The 18,539-nt window shown below is 67.4% G+C and carries 28 protein-coding genes and 4 tRNA genes; 25 read left to right on the top strand and 7 right to left on the bottom strand.

Going from position 1 to position 18,539, the window contains the following annotated elements; genetic code table 11:
- Nucleotides 1–3 precede the first annotated feature (3 nt).
- Nucleotides 4–981 carry a PDR/VanB family oxidoreductase gene (locus SLQ33_RS26735; protein WP_319456930.1) on the bottom strand — a complete coding sequence of 326 codons (978 nt, stop codon included), beginning with the start codon at nucleotides 979–981 and terminating at the stop codon, nucleotides 4–6.
- Between the two features lie 103 nt (nucleotides 982–1,084).
- On the opposite strand from SLQ33_RS26735, the gene SLQ33_RS26730 reads away from it, so the two are divergent.
- The 3 genes from SLQ33_RS26730 to SLQ33_RS26720 all read left to right on the top strand — a co-directional run bounded on the left by SLQ33_RS26730 (nucleotide 1,085) and on the right by SLQ33_RS26720 (nucleotide 4,550).
- The gene (locus SLQ33_RS26730) at nucleotides 1,085–1,552 is read left to right on the top strand and encodes a MarR family winged helix-turn-helix transcriptional regulator (RefSeq protein WP_319456929.1); all 468 of its coding nucleotides are present in this window, start codon (nucleotides 1,085–1,087) and stop codon (nucleotides 1,550–1,552) included.
- Nucleotides 1,553–1,712: 160 nt separating this feature from the next.
- Entirely contained in the window at nucleotides 1,713–2,888 is a 1,176-nt protein-coding gene (locus tag SLQ33_RS26725) for an FAD-dependent monooxygenase (RefSeq protein ID WP_319456928.1), read from the top strand.
- A gap of 21 nt (nucleotides 2,889–2,909) precedes the next feature.
- Complete coding sequence (locus SLQ33_RS26720; RefSeq protein WP_319456927.1) at nucleotides 2,910–4,550, top strand: (2,3-dihydroxybenzoyl)adenylate synthase; 1,641 nt, start codon at nucleotides 2,910–2,912, stop codon at nucleotides 4,548–4,550.
- Between the two features lie 13 nt (nucleotides 4,551–4,563).
- Here SLQ33_RS26720 and SLQ33_RS26715 read toward each other — a convergent pair whose 3' ends face one another.
- The 6 genes from SLQ33_RS26715 to SLQ33_RS26690 all read right to left on the bottom strand — a co-directional run bounded on the left by SLQ33_RS26715 (nucleotide 4,564) and on the right by SLQ33_RS26690 (nucleotide 7,811).
- Complete coding sequence (locus SLQ33_RS26715) at nucleotides 4,564–5,406, bottom strand: fumarylacetoacetate hydrolase family protein (RefSeq protein WP_319456926.1); 843 nt, start codon at nucleotides 5,404–5,406, stop codon at nucleotides 4,564–4,566.
- A 63-nt stretch (nucleotides 5,407–5,469) separates the two neighbouring features.
- Nucleotides 5,470–6,513, bottom strand: a complete 1,044-nt coding sequence (locus SLQ33_RS26710; RefSeq protein WP_319456925.1) for a cupin domain-containing protein — start codon at nucleotides 6,511–6,513, stop codon at nucleotides 5,470–5,472.
- Nucleotides 6,514–6,588: 75 nt separating this feature from the next.
- Nucleotides 6,589–7,419 (bottom strand): PaaX family transcriptional regulator C-terminal domain-containing protein, encoded by an 831-nt coding sequence (locus tag SLQ33_RS26705; protein WP_319456924.1) that lies wholly within the window; start codon nucleotides 7,417–7,419, stop codon nucleotides 6,589–6,591.
- Between the two features lie 106 nt (nucleotides 7,420–7,525).
- A tRNA-Phe gene (locus tag SLQ33_RS26700) sits at nucleotides 7,526–7,599 on the bottom strand.
- Nucleotides 7,600–7,628: 29 nt separating this feature from the next.
- Nucleotides 7,629–7,705, bottom strand: a tRNA-Asp gene (locus SLQ33_RS26695).
- 33 nt (nucleotides 7,706–7,738) lie between these two features.
- Nucleotides 7,739–7,811 (bottom strand) — tRNA-Glu (locus SLQ33_RS26690).
- Between the two features lie 191 nt (nucleotides 7,812–8,002).
- Between SLQ33_RS26690 and SLQ33_RS26685 the strand changes: the two genes are divergently transcribed.
- The 22 genes from SLQ33_RS26685 to SLQ33_RS26580 all read left to right on the top strand — a co-directional run bounded on the left by SLQ33_RS26685 (nucleotide 8,003) and on the right by SLQ33_RS26580 (nucleotide 18,518).
- Nucleotides 8,003–8,075 (top strand) — tRNA-Lys (locus tag SLQ33_RS26685).
- A 373-nt stretch (nucleotides 8,076–8,448) separates the two neighbouring features.
- A complete protein-coding gene (locus SLQ33_RS26680) occupies nucleotides 8,449–8,631 on the top strand; it encodes a helix-turn-helix domain-containing protein (RefSeq protein ID WP_319456923.1) in 183 nt (60 codons plus the stop codon).
- Between the two features lie 121 nt (nucleotides 8,632–8,752).
- A complete protein-coding gene (locus tag SLQ33_RS26675; protein WP_319456922.1) occupies nucleotides 8,753–9,031 on the top strand; it encodes a hypothetical protein in 279 nt (92 codons plus the stop codon).
- Nucleotides 9,032–9,079: 48 nt separating this feature from the next.
- The gene (locus tag SLQ33_RS26670; RefSeq protein ID WP_319456921.1) at nucleotides 9,080–9,241 is read left to right on the top strand and encodes a hypothetical protein; all 162 of its coding nucleotides are present in this window, start codon (nucleotides 9,080–9,082) and stop codon (nucleotides 9,239–9,241) included.
- A complete protein-coding gene (locus SLQ33_RS26665; RefSeq protein WP_319456920.1) occupies nucleotides 9,241–9,918 on the top strand; it encodes a hypothetical protein in 678 nt (225 codons plus the stop codon). Before SLQ33_RS26670 ends, SLQ33_RS26665 begins: the two co-directional genes overlap by 1 nt.
- Nucleotides 9,915–10,850 (top strand): hypothetical protein, encoded by a 936-nt coding sequence (locus tag SLQ33_RS26660; RefSeq protein WP_319456919.1) that lies wholly within the window; start codon nucleotides 9,915–9,917, stop codon nucleotides 10,848–10,850. Before SLQ33_RS26665 ends, SLQ33_RS26660 begins: the two co-directional genes overlap by 4 nt.
- A complete protein-coding gene (locus SLQ33_RS26655) occupies nucleotides 10,847–11,170 on the top strand; it encodes a hypothetical protein (RefSeq protein ID WP_319456918.1) in 324 nt (107 codons plus the stop codon). The genes SLQ33_RS26660 and SLQ33_RS26655 overlap by 4 nt, the downstream gene beginning before the upstream one ends.
- Entirely contained in the window at nucleotides 11,167–12,135 is a 969-nt protein-coding gene (locus SLQ33_RS26650; RefSeq protein WP_319456917.1) for a YqaJ viral recombinase family protein, read from the top strand. The genes SLQ33_RS26655 and SLQ33_RS26650 overlap by 4 nt, the downstream gene beginning before the upstream one ends.
- An 11-nt stretch (nucleotides 12,136–12,146) precedes the next feature.
- Nucleotides 12,147–13,256 (top strand): recombinase RecT, encoded by a 1,110-nt coding sequence (locus SLQ33_RS26645; RefSeq protein WP_319456916.1) that lies wholly within the window; start codon nucleotides 12,147–12,149, stop codon nucleotides 13,254–13,256.
- Nucleotides 13,249–13,434 (top strand): hypothetical protein, encoded by a 186-nt coding sequence (locus SLQ33_RS26640; protein WP_319456915.1) that lies wholly within the window; start codon nucleotides 13,249–13,251, stop codon nucleotides 13,432–13,434. The genes SLQ33_RS26645 and SLQ33_RS26640 overlap by 8 nt, the downstream gene beginning before the upstream one ends.
- Before the next feature lie 12 nt (nucleotides 13,435–13,446).
- Nucleotides 13,447–13,800 (top strand): hypothetical protein, encoded by a 354-nt coding sequence (locus tag SLQ33_RS26635; RefSeq protein WP_319456914.1) that lies wholly within the window; start codon nucleotides 13,447–13,449, stop codon nucleotides 13,798–13,800.
- Between the two features lie 44 nt (nucleotides 13,801–13,844).
- On the top strand, nucleotides 13,845–14,603 hold the full coding sequence (locus tag SLQ33_RS26630; RefSeq protein ID WP_319456913.1) for a hypothetical protein: 759 nt from the start codon (nucleotides 13,845–13,847) through the stop codon (nucleotides 14,601–14,603).
- Nucleotides 14,600–14,731: a hypothetical protein gene (locus SLQ33_RS26625; RefSeq protein WP_319456912.1), complete on the top strand. Its 132-nt coding sequence runs from the start codon at nucleotides 14,600–14,602 to the stop codon at nucleotides 14,729–14,731. Before SLQ33_RS26630 ends, SLQ33_RS26625 begins: the two co-directional genes overlap by 4 nt.
- Complete coding sequence (locus SLQ33_RS26620) at nucleotides 14,728–14,991, top strand: hypothetical protein (protein ID WP_319456911.1); 264 nt, start codon at nucleotides 14,728–14,730, stop codon at nucleotides 14,989–14,991. The genes SLQ33_RS26625 and SLQ33_RS26620 overlap by 4 nt, the downstream gene beginning before the upstream one ends.
- Entirely contained in the window at nucleotides 14,988–15,311 is a 324-nt protein-coding gene (locus tag SLQ33_RS26615; protein WP_319456910.1) for a hypothetical protein, read from the top strand. Before SLQ33_RS26620 ends, SLQ33_RS26615 begins: the two co-directional genes overlap by 4 nt.
- Nucleotide 15,312: 1 nt before the next feature.
- Nucleotides 15,313–15,519, top strand: coding sequence for a hypothetical protein (locus SLQ33_RS26610; protein WP_319456909.1), 207 nt, complete (start codon nucleotides 15,313–15,315; stop codon nucleotides 15,517–15,519).
- Nucleotides 15,501–15,764, top strand: a complete 264-nt coding sequence (locus tag SLQ33_RS26605; protein ID WP_319456908.1) for a hypothetical protein — start codon at nucleotides 15,501–15,503, stop codon at nucleotides 15,762–15,764. Before SLQ33_RS26610 ends, SLQ33_RS26605 begins: the two co-directional genes overlap by 19 nt.
- Entirely contained in the window at nucleotides 15,761–16,117 is a 357-nt protein-coding gene (locus SLQ33_RS26600) for a hypothetical protein (RefSeq protein ID WP_319456907.1), read from the top strand. The genes SLQ33_RS26605 and SLQ33_RS26600 overlap by 4 nt, the downstream gene beginning before the upstream one ends.
- Before the next feature lie 469 nt (nucleotides 16,118–16,586).
- Nucleotides 16,587–16,808: a hypothetical protein gene (locus tag SLQ33_RS26595; RefSeq protein ID WP_319456906.1), complete on the top strand. Its 222-nt coding sequence runs from the start codon at nucleotides 16,587–16,589 to the stop codon at nucleotides 16,806–16,808.
- Nucleotides 16,805–17,389 (top strand): hypothetical protein, encoded by a 585-nt coding sequence (locus tag SLQ33_RS26590; protein WP_319456905.1) that lies wholly within the window; start codon nucleotides 16,805–16,807, stop codon nucleotides 17,387–17,389. Before SLQ33_RS26595 ends, SLQ33_RS26590 begins: the two co-directional genes overlap by 4 nt.
- Nucleotides 17,389–17,685, top strand: a complete 297-nt coding sequence (locus tag SLQ33_RS26585) for a hypothetical protein (RefSeq protein ID WP_319456904.1) — start codon at nucleotides 17,389–17,391, stop codon at nucleotides 17,683–17,685. The genes SLQ33_RS26590 and SLQ33_RS26585 overlap by 1 nt, the downstream gene beginning before the upstream one ends.
- Nucleotides 17,682–18,518, top strand: a complete 837-nt coding sequence (locus SLQ33_RS26580; RefSeq protein WP_319456903.1) for a hypothetical protein — start codon at nucleotides 17,682–17,684, stop codon at nucleotides 18,516–18,518. The genes SLQ33_RS26585 and SLQ33_RS26580 overlap by 4 nt, the downstream gene beginning before the upstream one ends.
- The last annotated feature ends 21 nt before the right edge of the window (nucleotides 18,519–18,539 follow it).

Genomic DNA, 18,539 nt, shown 5'->3' with positions numbered 1-18,539 from the left:
GCCTCAAAGCTTGAGCACCAGCTTTGGACACGCCGCCCGCGAGACGCAGATGAACATGACGTCGTTGGCCGCCTGTTCGGCGTCGGTCAGTAGTGAGTCCCGGTGGTCAACCTCGCCCGCCAGCACGACGGTCTCACACGTGCCGCATGTCCCTTCGGTGCACGACGACTGAACCGCGACCCCTGCTTCCTCGATCACTTGAAGGATTGACTTGTCGGGAGGGACGGTGAGGGTGATCCCTGACTCGTTGAGTTCCACCTCGAAGTCGCCGGGCATCGCCCGCTCACCTTGTTCCTTCGGCGAGAACCGTTCGACGTGCAGCGTCTCCGATGGCCACTGCGCACAGCGCTTTTCGACTTCGACTATCAGCTGCTCGGGGCCACAGCAGTAGACCAAGGTCTCGGGCCGCGGCGTGCTGAGGATCCGGTCGAGGTCGATGAGCCCCACGGCGTCTTGCGGATACAAAGTGACCCGCCGGCCTGGCGAGCTGATGGCGTCCAATCCGTCGAGCACGTCGAGGAAGGTCATGGACGACCGCGAGCGGCCACCATAGTGGAGCTCCCAGGTGGCGCCGTCCTGCTGGGCGGCGACGACCATGGGCAGGATCGGGGTGATGCCGATACCGCCTGCGATGAACACATAGTGCGGTGACGGCATCAATGGAAAGTTGTTGCGCGGACCACGAACGTCGAGGTCGGTCCCTTCGTGCATGTGCTCGTGGACGTACTTCGATCCTCCGCGACCCGCGGGCTCGTGGAGAACGCCGATCTTCCAGACCGAGCGGTCGTACGGATCGCTGCACAGGGAGTACTGCCGCACTACCCCGCCCGGCAGTTTCAGGTCGACGTGCGCTCCAGGCGACCACGCGGGCAACTGCCCACCAGTCGGATCCCGCAGCGTCAGCACGGCGACGTCGTCGGCGCCAGCCGCGCGGCGTGCAACCTGAAGCCGCAGGTCGACCTCATCGTGGGTGCTATGCACCGGGCTACTCCTCTGACCGGCGTGGCGGCACGGCGATGCCGTCCCATCCGCAGATGCTCAGTATACTGAGTATCTGCGCTCGGCGGCCCATATATTTACCGGAATGGCGAACAAGCAGGGCGGTCCCCTTGATCTGCGAGCACAACCCGGCCATCTGGTCCGACGTCTCCAGCAGGCGCACAAGGCGCTGTGGGGCGATTGCGTTCCAGGTGAGCTGACTTCGCCCCAATTCGCCGTGTTGAACATCGTTCGGGAGCATCCGGGGATCGACCAGCGGAGTCTCGGGGATCTTCTGGGGATGGACCGTACGACCACCGGCCAGATCGCAAGCCGGCTCGTATCGCGCGGGCTCCTGCTGCGGGTCAAGGACGTTGCCGATGGCAGGCGGAACCTGTTACAGCTGAGTCCGGACGGAACCGAGTTCCTGCGCCGAACCTTGCCTCACGCAGCCTTGGTGAGTAAGCAACTCGTCGAACCCCTCAGCGAACGAGACCGCCGCGAATTCATCCGAATCCTCAACCTCCTGGTGGACGCGCACGAGCACAGGTTGAGCGACCTCCCAGCGCCGTGATCCTGCGGCAGGGCAGGGTAATTCGGACCACCTCAAGACGTGATTTCGATGCGACGGAAACGGTGCACGAGATATAGTCAGTGTACTGATCATATATCGGGAAGAGGTGTGCGCTGCGCCCGCGCTGCGGCTACCTGACACGACCCGACAAGGAGCCGGCATGGCGTTTGCAGAAGAAGTCGTCGTTGTGGGGGGCGGTATCGGTGGGCTCGCGACCGCGTTGAGTTTGTCCCTCTCGGGGACCGCCGAACGCATCCGGATACTCGAAAGGTCCGATGAGTTCGGTGAGATCGGAGCGGGCTTGCAACTAGCGCCCAACGCCCTGTACGCCCTGGAGCAGCTCGGGATAGACGAGGCGGCCATCAGCCAATATGCCTTCTATCCTGGTCGGCTGGTCCTGATGGACGCGCTGAGCGGTGAGTTGATCACCGCATTGGATCTCGGTGATCCATTTCAAGCTCGATACCGACAGCGGTACACGGTGATGCATCGCGGTGATCTATTGCAGTTGCTGCTGAGCGCCGCCAAGGAACGCGCGGACATCGAGCTGTGTCCCGCGGCCACCGTCGTCGACGCTGCGACTGACGGCCGGACCGCGACGGTCGACACCGCCGAGGGCGGCCACTACCAAGGCGACCTCGTGGTCGGTGCCGACGGGCTGCGTTCGGTTCTCCGCGAAAAGATCGTCCCCGGTGGCGAACCCGTGCTCTCGGGCTACGTCTCCTACCGTGGAACCTTGCCCTTCGACCAACTCGCCGACGTTGCCGGCGGTGAAGACGTCCTGTGCTGGATTGGGCCGCAAATGCATCTCGTGCAGTACCCGATACGGCGCGGCGATCTCTACAACCAGGTCGTCTGTTTCCACAGCGACCGCCATCGTCCCGATTCCGACGACTGGGGTACACCGGACGAGATCGACGGTCACTACGTCGACGCCTGTCCCGACGTGCGGGCCGGTGTCGCTCTCATCGACCGCGAACGGCATTGGAAGATGGCCGATCGGGAGCCGGTCGATTGTTGGACCCGCGGCCGCTTGGCGCTCCTCGGAGACGCCGCTCACCCGATGCTGCAGTACGTCGCACAAGGCGCCTGCCAGGCGTTGGAGGACGCCGTCTACCTCGGGAAGTCGCTCGCCGAATCCCAAACCGTGGAAGGTGCGCTCGAAGCCTACGAAAAAGAGCGGGTGCCGCGAACAGCGCGCGTGCAGCGCAGCGCACGCAATTTCGGGGAGTTCCTACACCTTGACGGTGCCGGTGCTCGAGTTCGCAATTACCTTCTGCGGAGCCGTAATAGCGGCGACTACTCCGAGTCCGATTGGCTACACGGTTACCGGTGACGCCGCGGTCGCGTGAAATCGATGACAGGCAAGCACACCCGACCGGTCGTTCACTGGCCACCTGACGACGCCGACCGGTTCCGCCAAGCCGGTTACTGGCAGGACCAGTGGCTCGCCGAACCCGTGTGGGCACACGCGCGATGCAACCCGTCCGCGATAGCCCTGATTGACGGTTCGCGGCGCACGACCTACGGCGAACTGGTCGACGACGCAGAGCACCTGGCGGCGGCCCTCCACGCTGACGGCCTGGATGCGGGCGACGTCGTCTTGGTTCAGCTGCCCAACTGCGTGGAGTTCGTCGTGCTCGTGCTGGCCTGCCTGCGGTTGGGGGCAGTTCCGCTCCTGGTCATACCGGGGCTCCGCGCGGCCGAGTTGTCCAGCCTGGCCCGGCACAGCGATGCGGTCGCGATCGCGGTGCCAGATACCCATCGCGGATTCGACCACCAGCAGCTCGCGCACGAGCTAGTCGATGGCCTGCCCACGCTGCGCCGCGTGCTCGTCGTCGGCAGGCCAACCGCAGACAGCCTCGACCTGCGCGCGCTGGCGCGCGGCATTGCGGGTGTCACGCACATCGAACACGAGCCGCCGCGCGGCGACGACGTCGCGGTACTGCTCACTTCGGGTGGTACCACCGGCACCCCAAAGATCATTCCTCGCACCCACAACGACTACGGCTACAACATGCGGCGCTGCGCCGAATTGGCTGCCGTGTCCGCCGCCTCGACGTATCTTGCCGTCCTGCCTGCCGCGCACAACTTCGGATTTGCCTGCCCAGGCGCGTTCGGCACGCTGGTGGCGGGGGGCCGGGTGGTGCTGAGCCCGACGACCCGACCAGACGAGTGCTTCCGGCTGATCGAGGCCGAGCGGGTCACCGTCACGTCCGTCGTCCCCACGATTGCGCGTCGATGGGTAACCGCAGCGTCGGGTACGGCGTGCGACCTGACGAGCCTTGCGGTACTACAGGTTGGGGGCGAGTCGATGCCCGCCGAGCTGGCCGTGGCGCTGAGCCAAGCCTTTCCGGCGATCCTGCAACAGACCTTCGGCATGGCTGAGGGGCTGCTTACCTTCACCCGGCTCGATGATCCACCCGAAATCGTCCAGTGGACCGCGGGTCGACCGATCTGCCCGGACGACCAGATTCTCGTCGTCGACGAGCAAGAGCGTCCAGTTGAAGCCGGACACACTGGCAGTCTGATTACCAAGGGGCCCTACACGATTCGCGGCTACTTCGGCGAGGTTGGCTCTGACGAGGCGTTCACGGACGGCGGCTGGTATCGCTCGGGAGACCTAGTCCATGTGGACTCCGGCGGCAATGTCGTCGTGGACGGTCGCACAAAGGACGTCATCGTGCGTGCCGGCGAGAAGGTCAGCGCCGCCGAGATCGAGCGCCTCGTCGTGCGGATGCGAGGTGTCGTTCACGCGGCCGCGCTGGCCGCACCGAGCGCACAGAGTACCGAGGCGGTGTGCCTGTTCGTCGTTCTGGACCAGTCCTCTCCTGGAATCACGCTTGGGACAGTGCAACAAGCGATGCGCGAGGCCGGGGTGGCGTCATACAAACTGCCCGAACGGCTCGAAGTGATCGGCGAACTACCCCTAACCCCCGTGGGGAAGGTCGACAAGATTCGCCTACGTCGCGAGTTGGACACCCGGGACGCGCGCTAGGCGAACCGCGGGCTCACACCCGGATCCGCCGCCCCGGGCGATTGGCGTAAGGCACGGCATTGGCGCCGCTGACGTTTACTTCAAGTCGTCCCACACGGTCGATGTCGACGACGACGTGATCGCCATCTACCAGTGGACCAACCCCCGCGGGCGTTCCGGTGACGATCACATCGCCAGGCAACAGCGTCATCACCGAACTTGCGTAACTGATGAGGTCGGTGACCGAGAAGATCATGTCGGAGGTCAGTACATCCTGGCGCACCGTGTCGCCGACTAATCCGCGCATCCGCAACGACGTTGGGTCACCGACCTCGTCGGCAGTGGTGATCCAGGGGCCCAACGGGGTGAAGGTGTCGAACGACTTACGAGTGGAGCGGTCTTCGGTCGAACGCACCGAGATGTCGAGGGCGCACATGTAGCCGAATACGTAGTCGAGCGCCTCCTCGACGCGCACATGCCGGGCTCGTCGCCCGATGACGACGGCGAGTTCGGCCTCTTGGTCTGTCCGTTTGTCGGTGTAGGGCAATTCGACCGTGCCACCGGGGGCAAGCACCGACGTCGGAGCCTTCAGAAATACGCCGAGCTCGGCCACCGTGGTGGGCTCGTGCATCTCGAGCTGATGGTCGACGTAGTTCACTGGGGCGCCCAAGATCTTGCCGGGCATCGGCAATGGCGTTTGCAGCGTGACGCTCCGCAGTGCGTGGCGCCGACCGCGTGGCAGCGCCGACGCGTCGGCACCACTTTCGATGAGGCGGTGTAGCGCGCCTCGATCATCCGGCTGCTCAGTGATGAGCTCGATGAGCTCGTCACCTTCCACCAGCCCGAGTCGGCCATCTTCGGTCGTCGCGAGTCGCACTTGATCATCCCGATTCGTTGTGTGGGTCTTGCTGCCTGTCGAAGCCGAAACCCATTGAGCGTGCTAAAGCCACTGCTCTCGGTAGTAGCCCAACTTCTTCAGCACCGGTTCGTCGCTGAAGGAGAAGAGAAACGCGTCGCTGCCCGCGGGACTCTGATGTCGGTACGGCATCCAGCCCGGAATGCAGAACGTGTCCTTCTCGGACCATTCGAAAGTCTGCGTACCGATCTCGGTGCGCCCCGAGCCGGACACGACGTGATAGATCGTGCTCGCCGTGTGGCGACGGACCTGGCCACTGAAGGCGGCGGGCAGCCGCGCGATGCGGCATGCGATGGTGGGCAAGACAGCTCCGCCGTCCCATGGGTTGGTGTATTCGAGCAGAATGCCTTCGCTGGCACTGCCTTTCGCGTCGTCGGCGATCGCTGCGAACGCCCGCTCGGTCTCCACCCACGGGTAGTTGCCGATCGGTGAGGCGGGACCACCCTGCGCTTGCCACGCTGGGTTCAGCCTGCCGTGCAGGAATTGGCGCGTCGATATGTCGTCAGCGTTGATGACAGGCTGCAACCGTTGTGTGTACAGCTCGAAGAACCCCGCGTCCAAGGCGTTGGTCAGCGGATAGTCGAGGCCGTCGAGCCACATCATCGGACCGTCGGCGACATGGGTGTGGTCGTGCCAGTGCCATCCTGGGGTGAGCAGCAGGTCGCCGGCATTCATGTGCACACGCTCGCCGTTGACCGTGGTGTAAGCACCGGAGCCCTCGATGATGAAGCGGAACGCATTGGCCGCGTGGCGGTGTGCCTGCGCCGTCTCGCCGGGCAGGATGATCTGAATTCCCGCGAACAGCGTGTTAACCGTCGCCGGCGGGTCGGTCAGGCTCGGATTCACCAGCATCAACACGCGCCGCTCCGCCTCCTCCAGCGACAGCGTCTCGCAGAAGTGCAATGCCAGCTCCCGAAGGGGGGCATAGGGCCAGAGCTTCGCCGTCGCCCGATTCGTCGGTTCCCTCGGGAAGAGGTTGCCGTAGTGACGCCACAGCGGTGCCGCTGACAGCTCGTCGACGAGCGCGTAGGCCGCGTCGTCGGTGATGGGCGGACGGGTTGCGGCCAACTAGCTCTCCTTGATCCGCGTCGAGCGTGGGCACGCGCGTTAGAACGCCATTATGAAACACAAATCCGTTGAACGTCAACGATATGTTTCGCGGTCTGGAATTACGACCGCCGCGCCGGTGAGGGCCTCAAAGGCGGCGACCGCCTCGGTTTCCAGATGGTTGTAGGCCTGTGCGAACAAGCGGTCCGCCGACGGACCCGGCCAAGCGTCTGGGAGCAGATGACCAGGCAAACGAGGATCCCGGAATGCAAAGAGGCGGTACTCGTGCACGAGTCGTACCCGCGCGACCAGGGCGTCTACCCCTTGGGCGTGCTCCCAGGAATGCCGGTTGGCCGTCGAACCGAACTGGCGCACGAAGGCGGCATAGTCGGCGGCGACGGTGTCCAGATCCCAGCACCGGTGCGCGAAGCGACGGTCCTGCTCCTCGCTTTGCGAGCGCGCAACAAGTGTTTCGATGCGCGCCACCGGGTGCTCGGCGACCCAGGCTCCGACAGCGTCCAGCCGATCGTGGCAACTCAGCCACGTCGAACTCACGAGTTGACCGAACCCAAGCCAAGCGAGCTGCTTGCGTAACTGGTCACGAAGGGCGCGCTCAGTCTCGGGTACCTCGTAGATCACCATGCGCCACTGCCCGTCCCAGGCCGGCTCCGCGGGCCGGAAGATCCGGTCGTAGCCCTCATCGAGCACTTCCCACATCTCGGCCGTCGCACGGTACTCAGCCCCGCTAGCCGTGCGGGTGACCTCTTGCCAGCCCTCACGCCGCAGACGTGACATGACTACCCGCAGGGCGTCCGTCGAGACACCGAATGGTTCGACGACGGCGGCAAGCGAGCGCAGGGAGATCCTTCCCCCGGCATACCGAATGTAGCCACCGAACAGGTCGAAGATCAGCGACCGGTGATTCATCGTGGTCTCCCGGCACTTGAGGCCAGGCCGTGACGGGCCTTTGTGGCTGTCACTCTAGGGATGCTCGGTGGCGGTGTCGCGGAGCGCAACCGACGAACCTCTGATGTGGCCAGGGCCGGGATCGAACCGGCGACCTTCCGCTTTTCAGGCGGACGCTCGTACCGACTGAGCTACCTGGCCAAGGCGGCAAGGCTACTCGCCTCGCCGTTTGGCGACCCTGACGGGACTCGAACCCGCGACCTCCGCCGTGACAGGGCGGCGCGCTAACCAACTGCGCCACAGGGCCTTGCTTTTGCAACTCCCTCGCGGGCGCCGCGTGTACCCCCAACGGGATTCGAACCCGTGCTACCGCCGTGAAAGGGCGGCGTCCTAGGCCACTAAACGATGGGGGCCGAGCCGAATCTCTTCGGGGTACTCGCAACGCTTGCGCGTTGGGAGCGTTGCATAGCTTAGGGTACCGACGGCCCATCGGCCAAACCGGTATCGACGGGGTTTCGACCCTCGACCAGTGCACTTCAACGGCCCTCCAGCGCGCCGCCCCGGCCGCCTCGAGGAACACCGCCCAAGTATCCTGATCACCCGCGCCCCTATAGCTCAGTTGGTAGAGCTACGGACTTTTAATCCGCAGGTCCCAGGTTCGAGCCCTGGTGGGGGCACTCGACCCACCATCGTCGTCGCCGCCGTCGTCGGGGTGTAGGTCGATCGGCGGAATCAGATCAGCCGGCTCGACACCGAGCCAAGCCGCGGTCACGGCAACCTCCCACGCGGCCCACTCCGTCTTGCCGCGTAGCCGCTTGGACACCGAGCCCTGGTCGACACCGAGCATCTCCGCAAGCTGAGCTTGCGTGCGCCGGCCGACCCACATGAGTCGGTGCACCTCGGCACCGATCAGAACGTTGCTGCGCTTGGCCGGATCGGCCACCTCGATCGCACTGGTCATGGATCGCACGTTACGCCATGGAGCGTCAGTTACGCCATATGGTGTGGCGTACTTGACACAATATGGCGAACCGCCTTACGGTCTGCGCTATGGCGGAATCGCATACTGATGGCTTTCTGACACCCGCGCAGCTCGCCGACAAGTGGCAGATATCGCTCCGCACGGTGCACCGATACCTCGCCGAGGGGCGGGTCAAATCCATCAAGCTCCCCGGCGGCCAGTACCGCATCCGCCCCGAGGACGCCGAGGCTGCGATCGAGGCCAGCGCGTGACCGCGCGGACGTTCCGGCCAGCCGTCTGGCCGAAGCACTACACGCCGAAGCCCCACCCGCAGCTGGTGTGGAGCACCGCCGGCGGGCACGTGGCCCGCCCCGCGCTCGGGACCCAAGCGCGATGACTGACCCGGTTGCCAACTTCGCCAAGGCCGCGGCGGTCATAGGCCAGGTCGCCATCCTCCGCGCCGCCGCTCCTCGCCCCCACCCGTGCGAGGAGCCCGCGGTGATCGAGTGCCCGCGCGGCTGCGGATTCGTCACCGGCGCAAAGCCTTCGCTGCGGTGGGGTCCGTGGCGGATGCAGGTGCACCTGCTCAACCCGACGTGTCCCCGCCCGATCCTCGGCGGCACTCAGAACACCTACCGCAAGGGCGGTTACGTGCCGCCGTTCTCTCGATAACCCGACCCGACCCGACCCGACCCGACCCGACCCGACAGGAGACCGAGAATGCTGCCCGACAATCTGGCCGAGGCCAGGAACCTGCTTTCGACCGTGGGAAAACCCGACTCGGTCCCGCACGTCGCCGACGTGGCGCACGCGCAGGCGCTCGCGCTGATCGACATTGCCGAGTCGCTGCGGACGATCGCCGAGCAAGGGCCCGGTCACTGATGGGCTGGGGACCGAACCCGATCGAGGAGGCCGCCGCCGAAAAGGCGCAGGCCGAGGCGATCGATGCTGCTGAGCGCAAGCCGGTCACGCCGTTCGAGCGCAAGCTCCTCGGTCTGATCGAGGACGTCCGCGACGCGATCGCCGCGCCGCGGCCCGCGGGCCCGCTGCTCGTCACGTTGGCATCCAACACACCGATGGAGATCGCCGACCGGATACGGGCGCGCCTACCTGAGGGGTCGCTGCTGACCGGTGAGAACGGGGCGATCCTCGACGTCCGACCGATCTACGCCAGCGCGCCAGCCACGACCGAGGACGGTCTCGCGCGCTTGGCCGACGCCGCACCGACCGACCTCGGTCGCGCCGTCGAGGCTGCCGCCGCCGCACTGCGCGGCGTCGACCCGTGGCTCCTGCGCGGTTACAACACCATCAGTTTCGAGGACCTCGCCGAGGCCGCGATCGACGCCGCGTTGCAGGCGGCACTCAATCCCCCCCAACAGGGGGCGGATGCACGGAGCGGTGGCCCTAAGCCGACCGCGGGGGGCGGCCACCCATCCGCACCCGGTGACGACGTCCGTGCATCCGCCCCCGCCCTTCAGACGTCCGACGGTCAGGACGAGCCCGAGGACGGGGCCGCCGGCGGCGATCCGCTCCCGCCGGCGGACAACCCCACTCAGTGAACGAGAGCGCCGGCCCGGTGCTCGCCGGGCCGGCGCTGATGACGAACGACGAGAGGAACTCAACCCCTGTGCTCACCACCACGCAAGATAGCAAGCGCGACACTCAAGTCCCCGCCGCGCCGGTACGCGCGCACGTCGAGACGCTGATCGCCGCCGGTCTCACGCCGGCGTTGGTCGCCCAACTCGCCGGCGTCGAGACCCGCCGGATAACGGTCCTGCTGGGACAGTTCACCGAGCGCGGCACCAAGCGCCTCGACAGCGACCGGCACAAGCACCACATGTATCGGCGGATCGCCGAGCCGATCCTCGCGGTCCCCGTCCCCGAGTCGATGTTCACCCGCGCGACGGGCCCGGTGCGCCGGCTGCGCGCCTTGGTGCGGATCGGCTACCCGTTCGCCGTCTTGGCCGGTGTCCTCGGCTACGACGACACGCTGCTGCGGGAGCTCGCGCTCGGTGAGCCCGAGGTCATCGACGCCGAGCTCGCTGATCTGGTGGCCGACCTGTTCGAGCGGTGGCACGTCACTCCGGGCCCGTGCGAAGAGACCCGCGAGTTCGGCCGCCGACACCGCTTCGCGGCACCGCTGGCCTGGGCGGTCGACGACGACGACGAGGCCGGCTCGATCGACGACCCGACCGCGATACCGGTCGGGTTGCCGCCGACGGCGACGCGTGGCGTTCCTGCTGACTTCGCCGAGATCGTCGCCGATCACCGCGACCTCGGCCGCTACGACGAGGAGATCGCCGCCGCGCTCGGCGTCTCGACGAACACGCTGGCCAAGCGGCTGCACCGCGCCGGCATCAGTGAGCGTCGCCGCGGCGACGGCACGCACATCGCCCGCCCGCCGCTCTACGGTGCCCGCTACGCGCTTCGAGTACCGAGCAGGTCGGGTGTGCGCACCCATTGGCAGCGACGCCAGGGGATCGCGTCGTGAGCCGCGGCCGGTACTGCGAGACCGTCGACCTCGGCGAACCGTACGGCGTCATCCGCGCGCAGTTGACCAAGCCGCGCGCCAAGTTCACCGACGCCGAGTGGGCGCAGTTCATCCAGTTCATGCGCACCGTCCACGGGGAGGCGGCGAAGGCGCTGGCCGACAAGGCATCTCAGCAGCGGATCACGCTGATCGCCGCAGCGCTGCCGTCCTCGGTCACGCTGCCGTCGCTCATGTCGTGGGAGCAGCGGGTGCAGATGGTCACCGCCGTGATGGAAGCGGCCGCAGCTGTCGACGCCGCCGGCCTCGGGGCGCAGTCGTGAGGCGGCCCGCCGGCGTGAAGTTCTACACCCGCCGTGACCCCGAGTGGGTGCAACCCGGCACCGACGAGTGGCGTCGCGTCATCACGCCGTCGAAGGTGGCGGCGATCCTCGGCGAACCCGACGATCCGGTGTCGCGCTACGAGTCACCGTTCCGGCTGTGGCACCGGATGAAGGGCCTCGTCGACCCGGAGGAGCCAAAGGACGCGTTCGACCTTGGCCACGACGTCGAGCTCCTGGCCGCGGCTCGCTACCGCCGCGACCGCGAGGACTGGCTGCTGTCCCCCGGCGAGGTGCAAGCCCACGTCGACCCCGACAAGTTCGGGTTCCCCGCGATCGCCACGCTCGACCGCCGCGGCGTCAAGGGGTCGAGCCGGCGCGTCGTCGAGTTCAAGATGGCGCGCAACCTCAACGACCTGGTGGTGTGGGGCGACGACCTCAAGGGCGATCTGCCCGACGACTACGACGCGCAGCTCGCTGCGCTGATGCTGTTCACCGGGTGGATCGACATACCCGGCGAGCTCCTCGTCATCGGCCCATATCTCGAGCACCGCATCTACACGCGCGAATACGACCCGCGGTTCGCCTCGTGGATGATCGCGAAATGCCAGCGGTTCTGGGCATCCCTGGCCGGCGACACCCCGCCTGAGCTCGACAACACCACCGCCACCTACGAGTGCCTGCGTGCGCTGCATCCCGAGATCGACCGCGGCACCGAGGCGCTGATCCCCGAGGACGAAGCGGTGGCGTTCCTCGACGCGACCCGCACCCTCGACGCCGCCAAAGACGAGTTCGCGCTGCACAAGAACCACGTCCTCAAGCGGATGGAGCGCTCGCACTACGCCGTCGTCGACGGCGCGAAGGACCTAGACGGCCAGTCGATCCGCATCGCCGAGCGCCGCCCCAACGGCAAGACCGTCTCGTTCTACCCCGCGAAGATCACCGCCGCCGATATCCCGGCCATCTGAGAGAGCACACCATGAGCAGCGAAACGAAGGCCGAGGACCGCACCGCCGGCCCCACGATCGGCCCCGACCCGGACCGCGCCCAGGTCCCCGCAACACGCGCATCGAGCAAGCTCGCGCTGCACAGCGGACAACAGGACTGGACCGAGGCCCAACGGGTGCAACTGCGCTCACTCGGGCTCGAACACGCCACCGAGGCCGACCTGTCGCTGCTCTACCACTACGCCGCGCGCACCGGCCTAGACCCGTTCACCAAGCAGGTCTACATGGTGTCGCGCAAGACGAAGGTCAAGGTCCGCGTCACCAACCCCGACACCGGCAACGAGCGGGTCGAGGACCGCGACGTCGACAAGTTCACCGTCCAGGTCGGCATCGACGGGTGGCGCGTCATCGGCACCCGCGCCGCGCGCCGCGAGGGTGTCCGCGTCAGCCACGCCGACACGCTGTGGCGCGGCAAGGGCACCGGCTGGCAGGACTTTTGGGACAAAGACGACGGCCTGCCGGTGGCGTGCAAGTACACCGTCGAGTTCGACGGTGTGAGCGTCTCGGCGACCTGTTCCTACGCCGAGTACGTGCAGCTCGTTCAGCGCGACGGCCAGTGGGTCCCCAACTCGATGTGGGCGAAGATGCCGGCCAACCAGACCGCGAAGTGCTCCGAGGCGTTGGCGTGGCGCAAGGCGTTCCCGGCCGACTACTCGGGGCTGGTGTTGGAGGACGCCGCGCAGGCGCACGAGGTGATCGACGGCGAGGTGATCGACGCCGGTGAACCGGTGGCTGCAACGAAGGCGGCACCACGCAAGGCCGCCGGCGCGGCCCGCAACGCCCAACGCGCGCAACGAGCGGGATTCGAGGAGCTCACGCCGCGAGAGCAAATGGTGATCGAGCTCGACAAGATTCTGACCAAGGGGAAGGTCGAGAAGTTCGCCGACGTCGCGGTGATCGTCGCCGAGCTCGGCGGCCTGGACGCCGCACCCACCGCGGCGGGCGAGATTACCGACGAGACCCTCGCCGCGGTCGTCGAGGCACTGCACGCCCTCGAAGCCAGCGACCGCCCGTTCGTCGACGCGCTCGACGACGTGTTCAACAGGTGGCTGTCCCGTCAATCGGAGGCCACCGATGGCTAGGACCGGGCGGTTCAGCCTCGGCCGCGTCACCCTCTTGCAGCTGGCCGACGTCATCGACAACGCCCGAGACCTCGGCTATGGGCCGACGGCCCGCGTCGAGGTGGTCCTCGAAATCACCGACCCACGCGCCCCCGAGATCGTCACGCCGCGACCTGCGGCGGACAGCCACAACCGATAGGAGCACCCACCCGTGGCCAACAAGAAAAAGCAGACCAGCCCCGCCGACTTCTACGTCGGCATCAGCGGCAACCACGGCCAACGCGACGCCGACGAACCCAAGCTCGGCGAGCAGGTCGAGTACACCGTCTACGGCACCGTCACCGGCATTCACGAAACGATCCGCGACGACGGCGAGACGCGCCTGACCTACACGGTGACCGCGGAGGCGGTGTGGCCCAAGGGTTCCAAGCGCCCGGACCACGCCAACCAGGGCACCCTCGTCGACCACGACGGCAACGTGACCGCCGAAGCCACCGGAGACGGCGACGCGACGGGCGAGGCCGGCGGCGAACTCATCGACACCACCGACAACACCAGCGACTAGCTGCGCCGTTTCCGGTTTCCGACACGAATCTGAGGAGTCCTTCCATGAGCAATAGCCCCGCCCGCCGGCAACGCCGAGCGGCGCGGTTCGGCCACCGCCAGCCGACCCGCATGACCGAATACCAGCGCAACCGCCAAGCCGAGCAGCCCCGCGCCGAGGTGAAGGTACACGCGCATCTGCATGGCCTGGACCTCAACGCCGCCGTCGAGCTCGACGAGGCCGGCGCATTCGAGGGCCTCCCGTGCGAGGTGTGCGACGCGGCGATCGAGTGGTCCTCTGACCTCAACGAGTTTCAGCATCACGCCACCAAGGCGATCCGCTGCGCCGGCGGACGCGGCAAAGCCACGCCACCCGACTGGTATGCGGGCGAGCCGGTCCTCGACGAGGCGTTCGAGGACCTCGCGGCCGACGACCACCTCGCTGAGGACCTCACCGCCGGCATGGGTCAACCCGACCGGGTCTGCCGCACGTGCGGCTGCACCGACAGCGCAGCGTGTGACACCGCGGCCGGCCCGTGCGGGTGGCACACCAAGTACGACGACAACACCGGCATCTGCACGGCCTGCCCAGCCCCGGCCGCAGAGCCGGCCACGCCGCCGCGCGCCAACCCCTACGACACCGAGTTCGCCCACGCGATCGCCGCCGGCCTGCAACACAAGACGGTCTACCAGGGCACCGTGCACCCCGACGAGATCGAACGCCGACGCCTGCGCAACCGCGACGCCAACCGTTCCCGCCGCGCGAACCGGCGCGCACGCGTCAAGCGCAACAAGGCCTCTCGACACACCAAGGGCGCGGCATGACCCCCGAGACGGTCGCCGCAGCCCCGCTGGTGTTCGTCGTGGCCGCGCTCATCGGGCTCGCGGCGACCGCACTCACCCACCTGTTCCGGGCCCGCACCGGGCCCACCAGCACCGAGGAGACACCGTGATAAAGGTCGAGGTCAAGCCCCGCTCCGACAACAAGTTCGACATCTACGTCAGCGACGGCGACAACAAAGAGCCGCTGCTCAACTCAAACCAGGGCTACGAGAACGTCGAGGACGCCGAGCGGATCGCCTACCGGCTGCTCGCGTCGCTGCCGGTCTGGTCCCGCGTCGTCGGCGTCTCACCCGACTTCACCGAGGCCGAGCCGATCATCCTCGTCACGACCTACCGCGACGGGAAGACCCGAACCGAGCAGATCCGATGACCGCCCCGACGGGCCGGCTGTTCAAGCTCGGCCAGGTGCTCACCATCGCCTGCGCGGACGCCGAAGCGCAGCAAGTGTTTTGCACCTACGGCGAGCTCCTCGACGTCCTCGGCTACCTCCTCGACGACGTGCCGCTCGCCGACGACATGGCCGCAGCGATCGAGCAGTGCCGCGGCTACGTGCACCGCTGGCACCCCGACCTCGCCGCGGTAGCCGCGCCGGCGCTCAACGCCCCCGACACGACGGTCCTCGCGTGGCTCGCCGCCCAGGAGGCCGAGCACGGCCCCGAGCTCCTGCTACGCCCGATCAAGGACGGCTGACATGCCGCACAAGACGTTGTTCCTCGACCCCGGCGACGAGACCCACGTCGGGATCATGCTCCCGACCGGCAAGATCGTCGAGGTCAAGCTCACCTGCGAGGACCGCGGAGATGCGCCGCCGCGGCTGGTGATCCGTGTCGACGGCGAAGACCATCACCACGTCGCGTTGCAGTTCGACGAGACGGTCACGTGGTCGGCCTCGATGTGAGGTTCAAGGGCGACAAGGTGGCCTCGATCCGCGTCGGCGAGGTGATGGGCCCCGGCCATGACGGGTTCTACCGCCAGGTCACCGACGTGTGGTTCGACAAGATCGACGGCCACACCTACGTCGACGCCGAGGTCGTCGAGATGGCCCCGCCGGGGGAGAACCTCCGCTACTACGGCGGTGCCGACCCGGACACACCGGTACCCGAAACACGTGAGCGCATCCCCGACGACGTGAGACCGCAGTGATCGCCACCGACGACGAGTTCGCCCTGTTCGGGCCCGACGGAGAGCCGACGGCGCTCGCTCGCCATACCGACCCGCACACCTCACGTGAAGCCGCCGCCGGCATCGTCGGCGACCGGCTCCGCACCTCCCAGACGGCCGTGCTCGCCGTGCTGCGACACCACGGGCCGCTCGACGACCGCACCCTCGTCGACGTCTACGACATGCTCGTCGCCACCGGCGCGCAACCGCGCCAATCACCCTCGGGCATCCGGTCGCGCCGCCACGAGCTCGTCGAGGCCGGCCAGGTCGTCGACACCGGTGACCGGGTCAAGCTCCCCAGCGGCCGCCGCGCGATCGTGTGGGCCGCCGCGTGAACGTCGTTGCAGGTCAAGAGGTTTACGTCCGCGGCATGACGCACGGGACCCCCGAGTTCGTCTGTTCGGGTCCCTATACCTACGACAGAGGCCCCCGCGCCTGCCAGCGCGGGGGCCTCAACGCTCCGATACCGGCTTCTCAAGGCGAACGAGCAACAGAGCTACCCACGACTCTAACGGCCTCGGGGGACACGCGGAATAGCACCAACGAGCGTGGTCGTCCCCGGTTAGAGCGGGATTGCTTCCCCGATTCATCGAGTCGGCGCGGTAAAGGCATATCCGGGCGCGCCCTTGACAACGACTCGATGAAATATCCCGATCGTGGGGCCCTGACCGGGCCCGCCGATGACGGACACACCATGCGTGAAAGCCGTACGGACGTCTCTCGTTGGCCCGTGACAGGGCCAACTCTGTCCGCCCGCGCTCAGCCACCGGAGCATCGACAAACGCGACTTTGCCGAGGTGCGCGATGAGCCGCGGCGACTACACCCGACGCCCCCGCAACTGGCGCAACGACCCCGAGCTCGTCCAGCTGCACCGCCGAGCCCTGACCGTCGAATGCCGCTACTGCCAAGCCGCGATCGGCGAGGCGTGCGTGAAGCCCGACGAGCCCGGACGGCCCGAACTTCTGAACCTCCCGTGTCATCCGGTGCGGGAGACCGACTCAACGAAAGGACCCCAGCAGCTATGAGAACGACCGAGGACCGCGCCCAGGCCGACGTGCAGCTCGCCGACACCGCACCGGAGTTCGATCGCCGGCTGATCCGCTGCCGGTGCCGGCACTCGCTCGACGCGCACCGCCAGGAGGTCGGCACGGGTGCGGTGTTCCCGTTCGCCCAAGCGATGGGGTGTGAGCGGTGCGAGTGCGACCGGTTCCACGCGCGGCAGATGCCCTGGCGTATCTGCCGGGACGGTATCTATGCCCTCACTGTCGCGATGGCTGGCCCGTGGCAGGTGGTGAGCCCGCGCGGCCGTGTGGTGTTTCGCGCGTGGACGCAGGAGGAGGCCGCTGGGGTCGGCTGCTCTATGTCCGGTGTCGACTACCTGCTCAGGCGGGTCGATCGGATCGAACGCGGTGATATCCGGCCGATCGGGAACCATCCCGCCGGCCGCGCGCTGACCCGAGAGTCGGTGGACCCGCCGCCGAATCTGCTCGATCAGGTTGACGACGTGCTCGCCCGTGCCGACGCCGGGCTGATGACCAAGTCCGAGTTCATCAAGGCGGCCCGTGAGCGGCTCGGTATCACCCTCGTCAATGGGGGGGGTCTCTGATGCCCGAGCTTCCGTTGCCGCCGTTCCTGCGGGCGCTCACCGACCAGATGGACGCCCGCAACCGCGACGTCCTCGACGCCGCGCTGAAGGTGTACCGGGAGCACGCCGACGAGGTGCATGGCGGGGACCCATCGCCGTGCGGTCAGGCGATCCTCGTGTTCCGGCACATGGGGTTGATCCCCGGCGGGCCTGAGGCGCTGTCACAGGAGCGATGCAACGCGGTGCTGGCCTACGCCGTCGAGCGGTTGTTCATCCTCGAACGTGAGCTCGCCCGCCGGATCGCGGCCGACCAGTGATCCGAACTGTCGACCCGATCGCCCCCGGCGCAGCCGCGTTCGCCGAGGCCGGTGGCGTCCTGCTCACCGGGGCGTCGTCGGCGAAGTGCGAGATGTGCGGCGAGTGGAACGACGGCCCCGAGACCGACCTGAAGCAGTGGGCCCGCTGGCACGCCCGCGACCGCCACGACGCCCTACGCCCCTCGGTGCTCGGTTTGGATACGTCGCTGACCCGCGCCGGCATCGCGGTCTGTTCGCTCGACCCGAAGCGTGAGACGTTCTGGCCGACGCTGCTGACCCACGTCGGGGAGTCGGGTTCGCAAGAGGCGACGTGGGACGAACGGTGCGACCGGCTGGTGCGGCAGACGAAGGCGATCATCGGGATCGTCGACGCCGCCCGCCGCGCCGGCGCGGACATACGCGTCGCCGCGGTCGAGGGCCCCAGCTACGGCAACTCGGCGATGCCGTCCTACTACGACCGGGCAGGCCTGTCCTGGGCGGTCTACGCAGCGTTGCGGGCCCGCGGCATCCCGATCGCCGTCGTCACCCCCGATCACCGCGCCAAGTTCATCTGCGGCGTCAAACCGCCATCGGGGCCGGCGGGTAAGAAACTGGTGCTCGACCAGACCCGCGCCCGGTGGAACACCACCCGCACCCTCGACGTGATCCCCGACCCGGCCCGGTTCATCGCCAACCACGACGAAGCCGACGCCCTCGGGTTGGCCGAGATGGGTGTGATGGGGGTGACCTGGACGCAGTCGATGCTGTTGTCCGCGCACCCGGTGCCCTGGCGAGTGGGCAGCCGACACGTCGGGAACGCGGTCCTCGTCAAGTGGCCGGCGGTGACCATTTGATCGCGGTGTGCGTGAAATGCG

The sequence above is a fragment of the Mycobacterium sp. RTGN6 genome (assembly GCF_033804605.1).
In the GTDB taxonomy this organism is placed as follows: domain Bacteria; phylum Actinomycetota; class Actinomycetes; order Mycobacteriales; family Mycobacteriaceae; genus Mycobacterium.
This window is presented reverse-complemented; position numbering and strand designations above follow the sequence as displayed.

Bases quoted from the DNA above. Each gene is read 5' to 3' on its own strand.
- SLQ33_RS26595 (WP_319456906.1), top strand. From the start codon at position 16,587: ATGAGCCGCGGCGACTACACCCGACGCCCCCGCAACTGGCGCAACGAC.
- SLQ33_RS26590 (WP_319456905.1), top strand. From the start codon at position 16,805: ATGAGAACGACCGAGGACCGCGCCCAGGCCGACGTGCAGCTCGCCGAC.
- SLQ33_RS26665 (WP_319456920.1), top strand. From the start codon at position 9,241: ATGGGCTGGGGACCGAACCCGATCGAGGAGGCCGCCGCCGAAAAGGCG.
- SLQ33_RS26630 (WP_319456913.1), top strand. From the start codon at position 13,845: ATGAGCAATAGCCCCGCCCGCCGGCAACGCCGAGCGGCGCGGTTCGGC.
- SLQ33_RS26720 (WP_319456927.1), top strand. From the start codon at position 2,910: ATGACAGGCAAGCACACCCGACCGGTCGTTCACTGGCCACCTGACGAC.
- SLQ33_RS26670 (WP_319456921.1), top strand. From the start codon at position 9,080: ATGCTGCCCGACAATCTGGCCGAGGCCAGGAACCTGCTTTCGACCGTG.
- SLQ33_RS26730 (WP_319456929.1), top strand. From the start codon at position 1,085: ATGGCGAACAAGCAGGGCGGTCCCCTTGATCTGCGAGCACAACCCGGC.
- SLQ33_RS26640 (WP_319456915.1), top strand. From the start codon at position 13,249: ATGGCTAGGACCGGGCGGTTCAGCCTCGGCCGCGTCACCCTCTTGCAG.
- SLQ33_RS26615 (WP_319456910.1), top strand. From the start codon at position 14,988: ATGACCGCCCCGACGGGCCGGCTGTTCAAGCTCGGCCAGGTGCTCACC.
- SLQ33_RS26625 (WP_319456912.1), top strand. From the start codon at position 14,600: ATGACCCCCGAGACGGTCGCCGCAGCCCCGCTGGTGTTCGTCGTGGCC.
- SLQ33_RS26675 (WP_319456922.1), top strand. From the start codon at position 8,753: ATGACTGACCCGGTTGCCAACTTCGCCAAGGCCGCGGCGGTCATAGGC.
- SLQ33_RS26610 (WP_319456909.1), top strand. From the start codon at position 15,313: ATGCCGCACAAGACGTTGTTCCTCGACCCCGGCGACGAGACCCACGTC.
- SLQ33_RS26725 (WP_319456928.1), top strand. From the start codon at position 1,713: ATGGCGTTTGCAGAAGAAGTCGTCGTTGTGGGGGGCGGTATCGGTGGG.
- SLQ33_RS26705 (WP_319456924.1), bottom strand. From the start codon at position 7,419: ATGAATCACCGGTCGCTGATCTTCGACCTGTTCGGTGGCTACATTCGG.
- SLQ33_RS26645 (WP_319456916.1), top strand. From the start codon at position 12,147: ATGAGCAGCGAAACGAAGGCCGAGGACCGCACCGCCGGCCCCACGATC.
- SLQ33_RS26585 (WP_319456904.1), top strand. From the start codon at position 17,389: ATGCCCGAGCTTCCGTTGCCGCCGTTCCTGCGGGCGCTCACCGACCAG.
- SLQ33_RS26680 (WP_319456923.1), top strand. From the start codon at position 8,449: ATGGCGGAATCGCATACTGATGGCTTTCTGACACCCGCGCAGCTCGCC.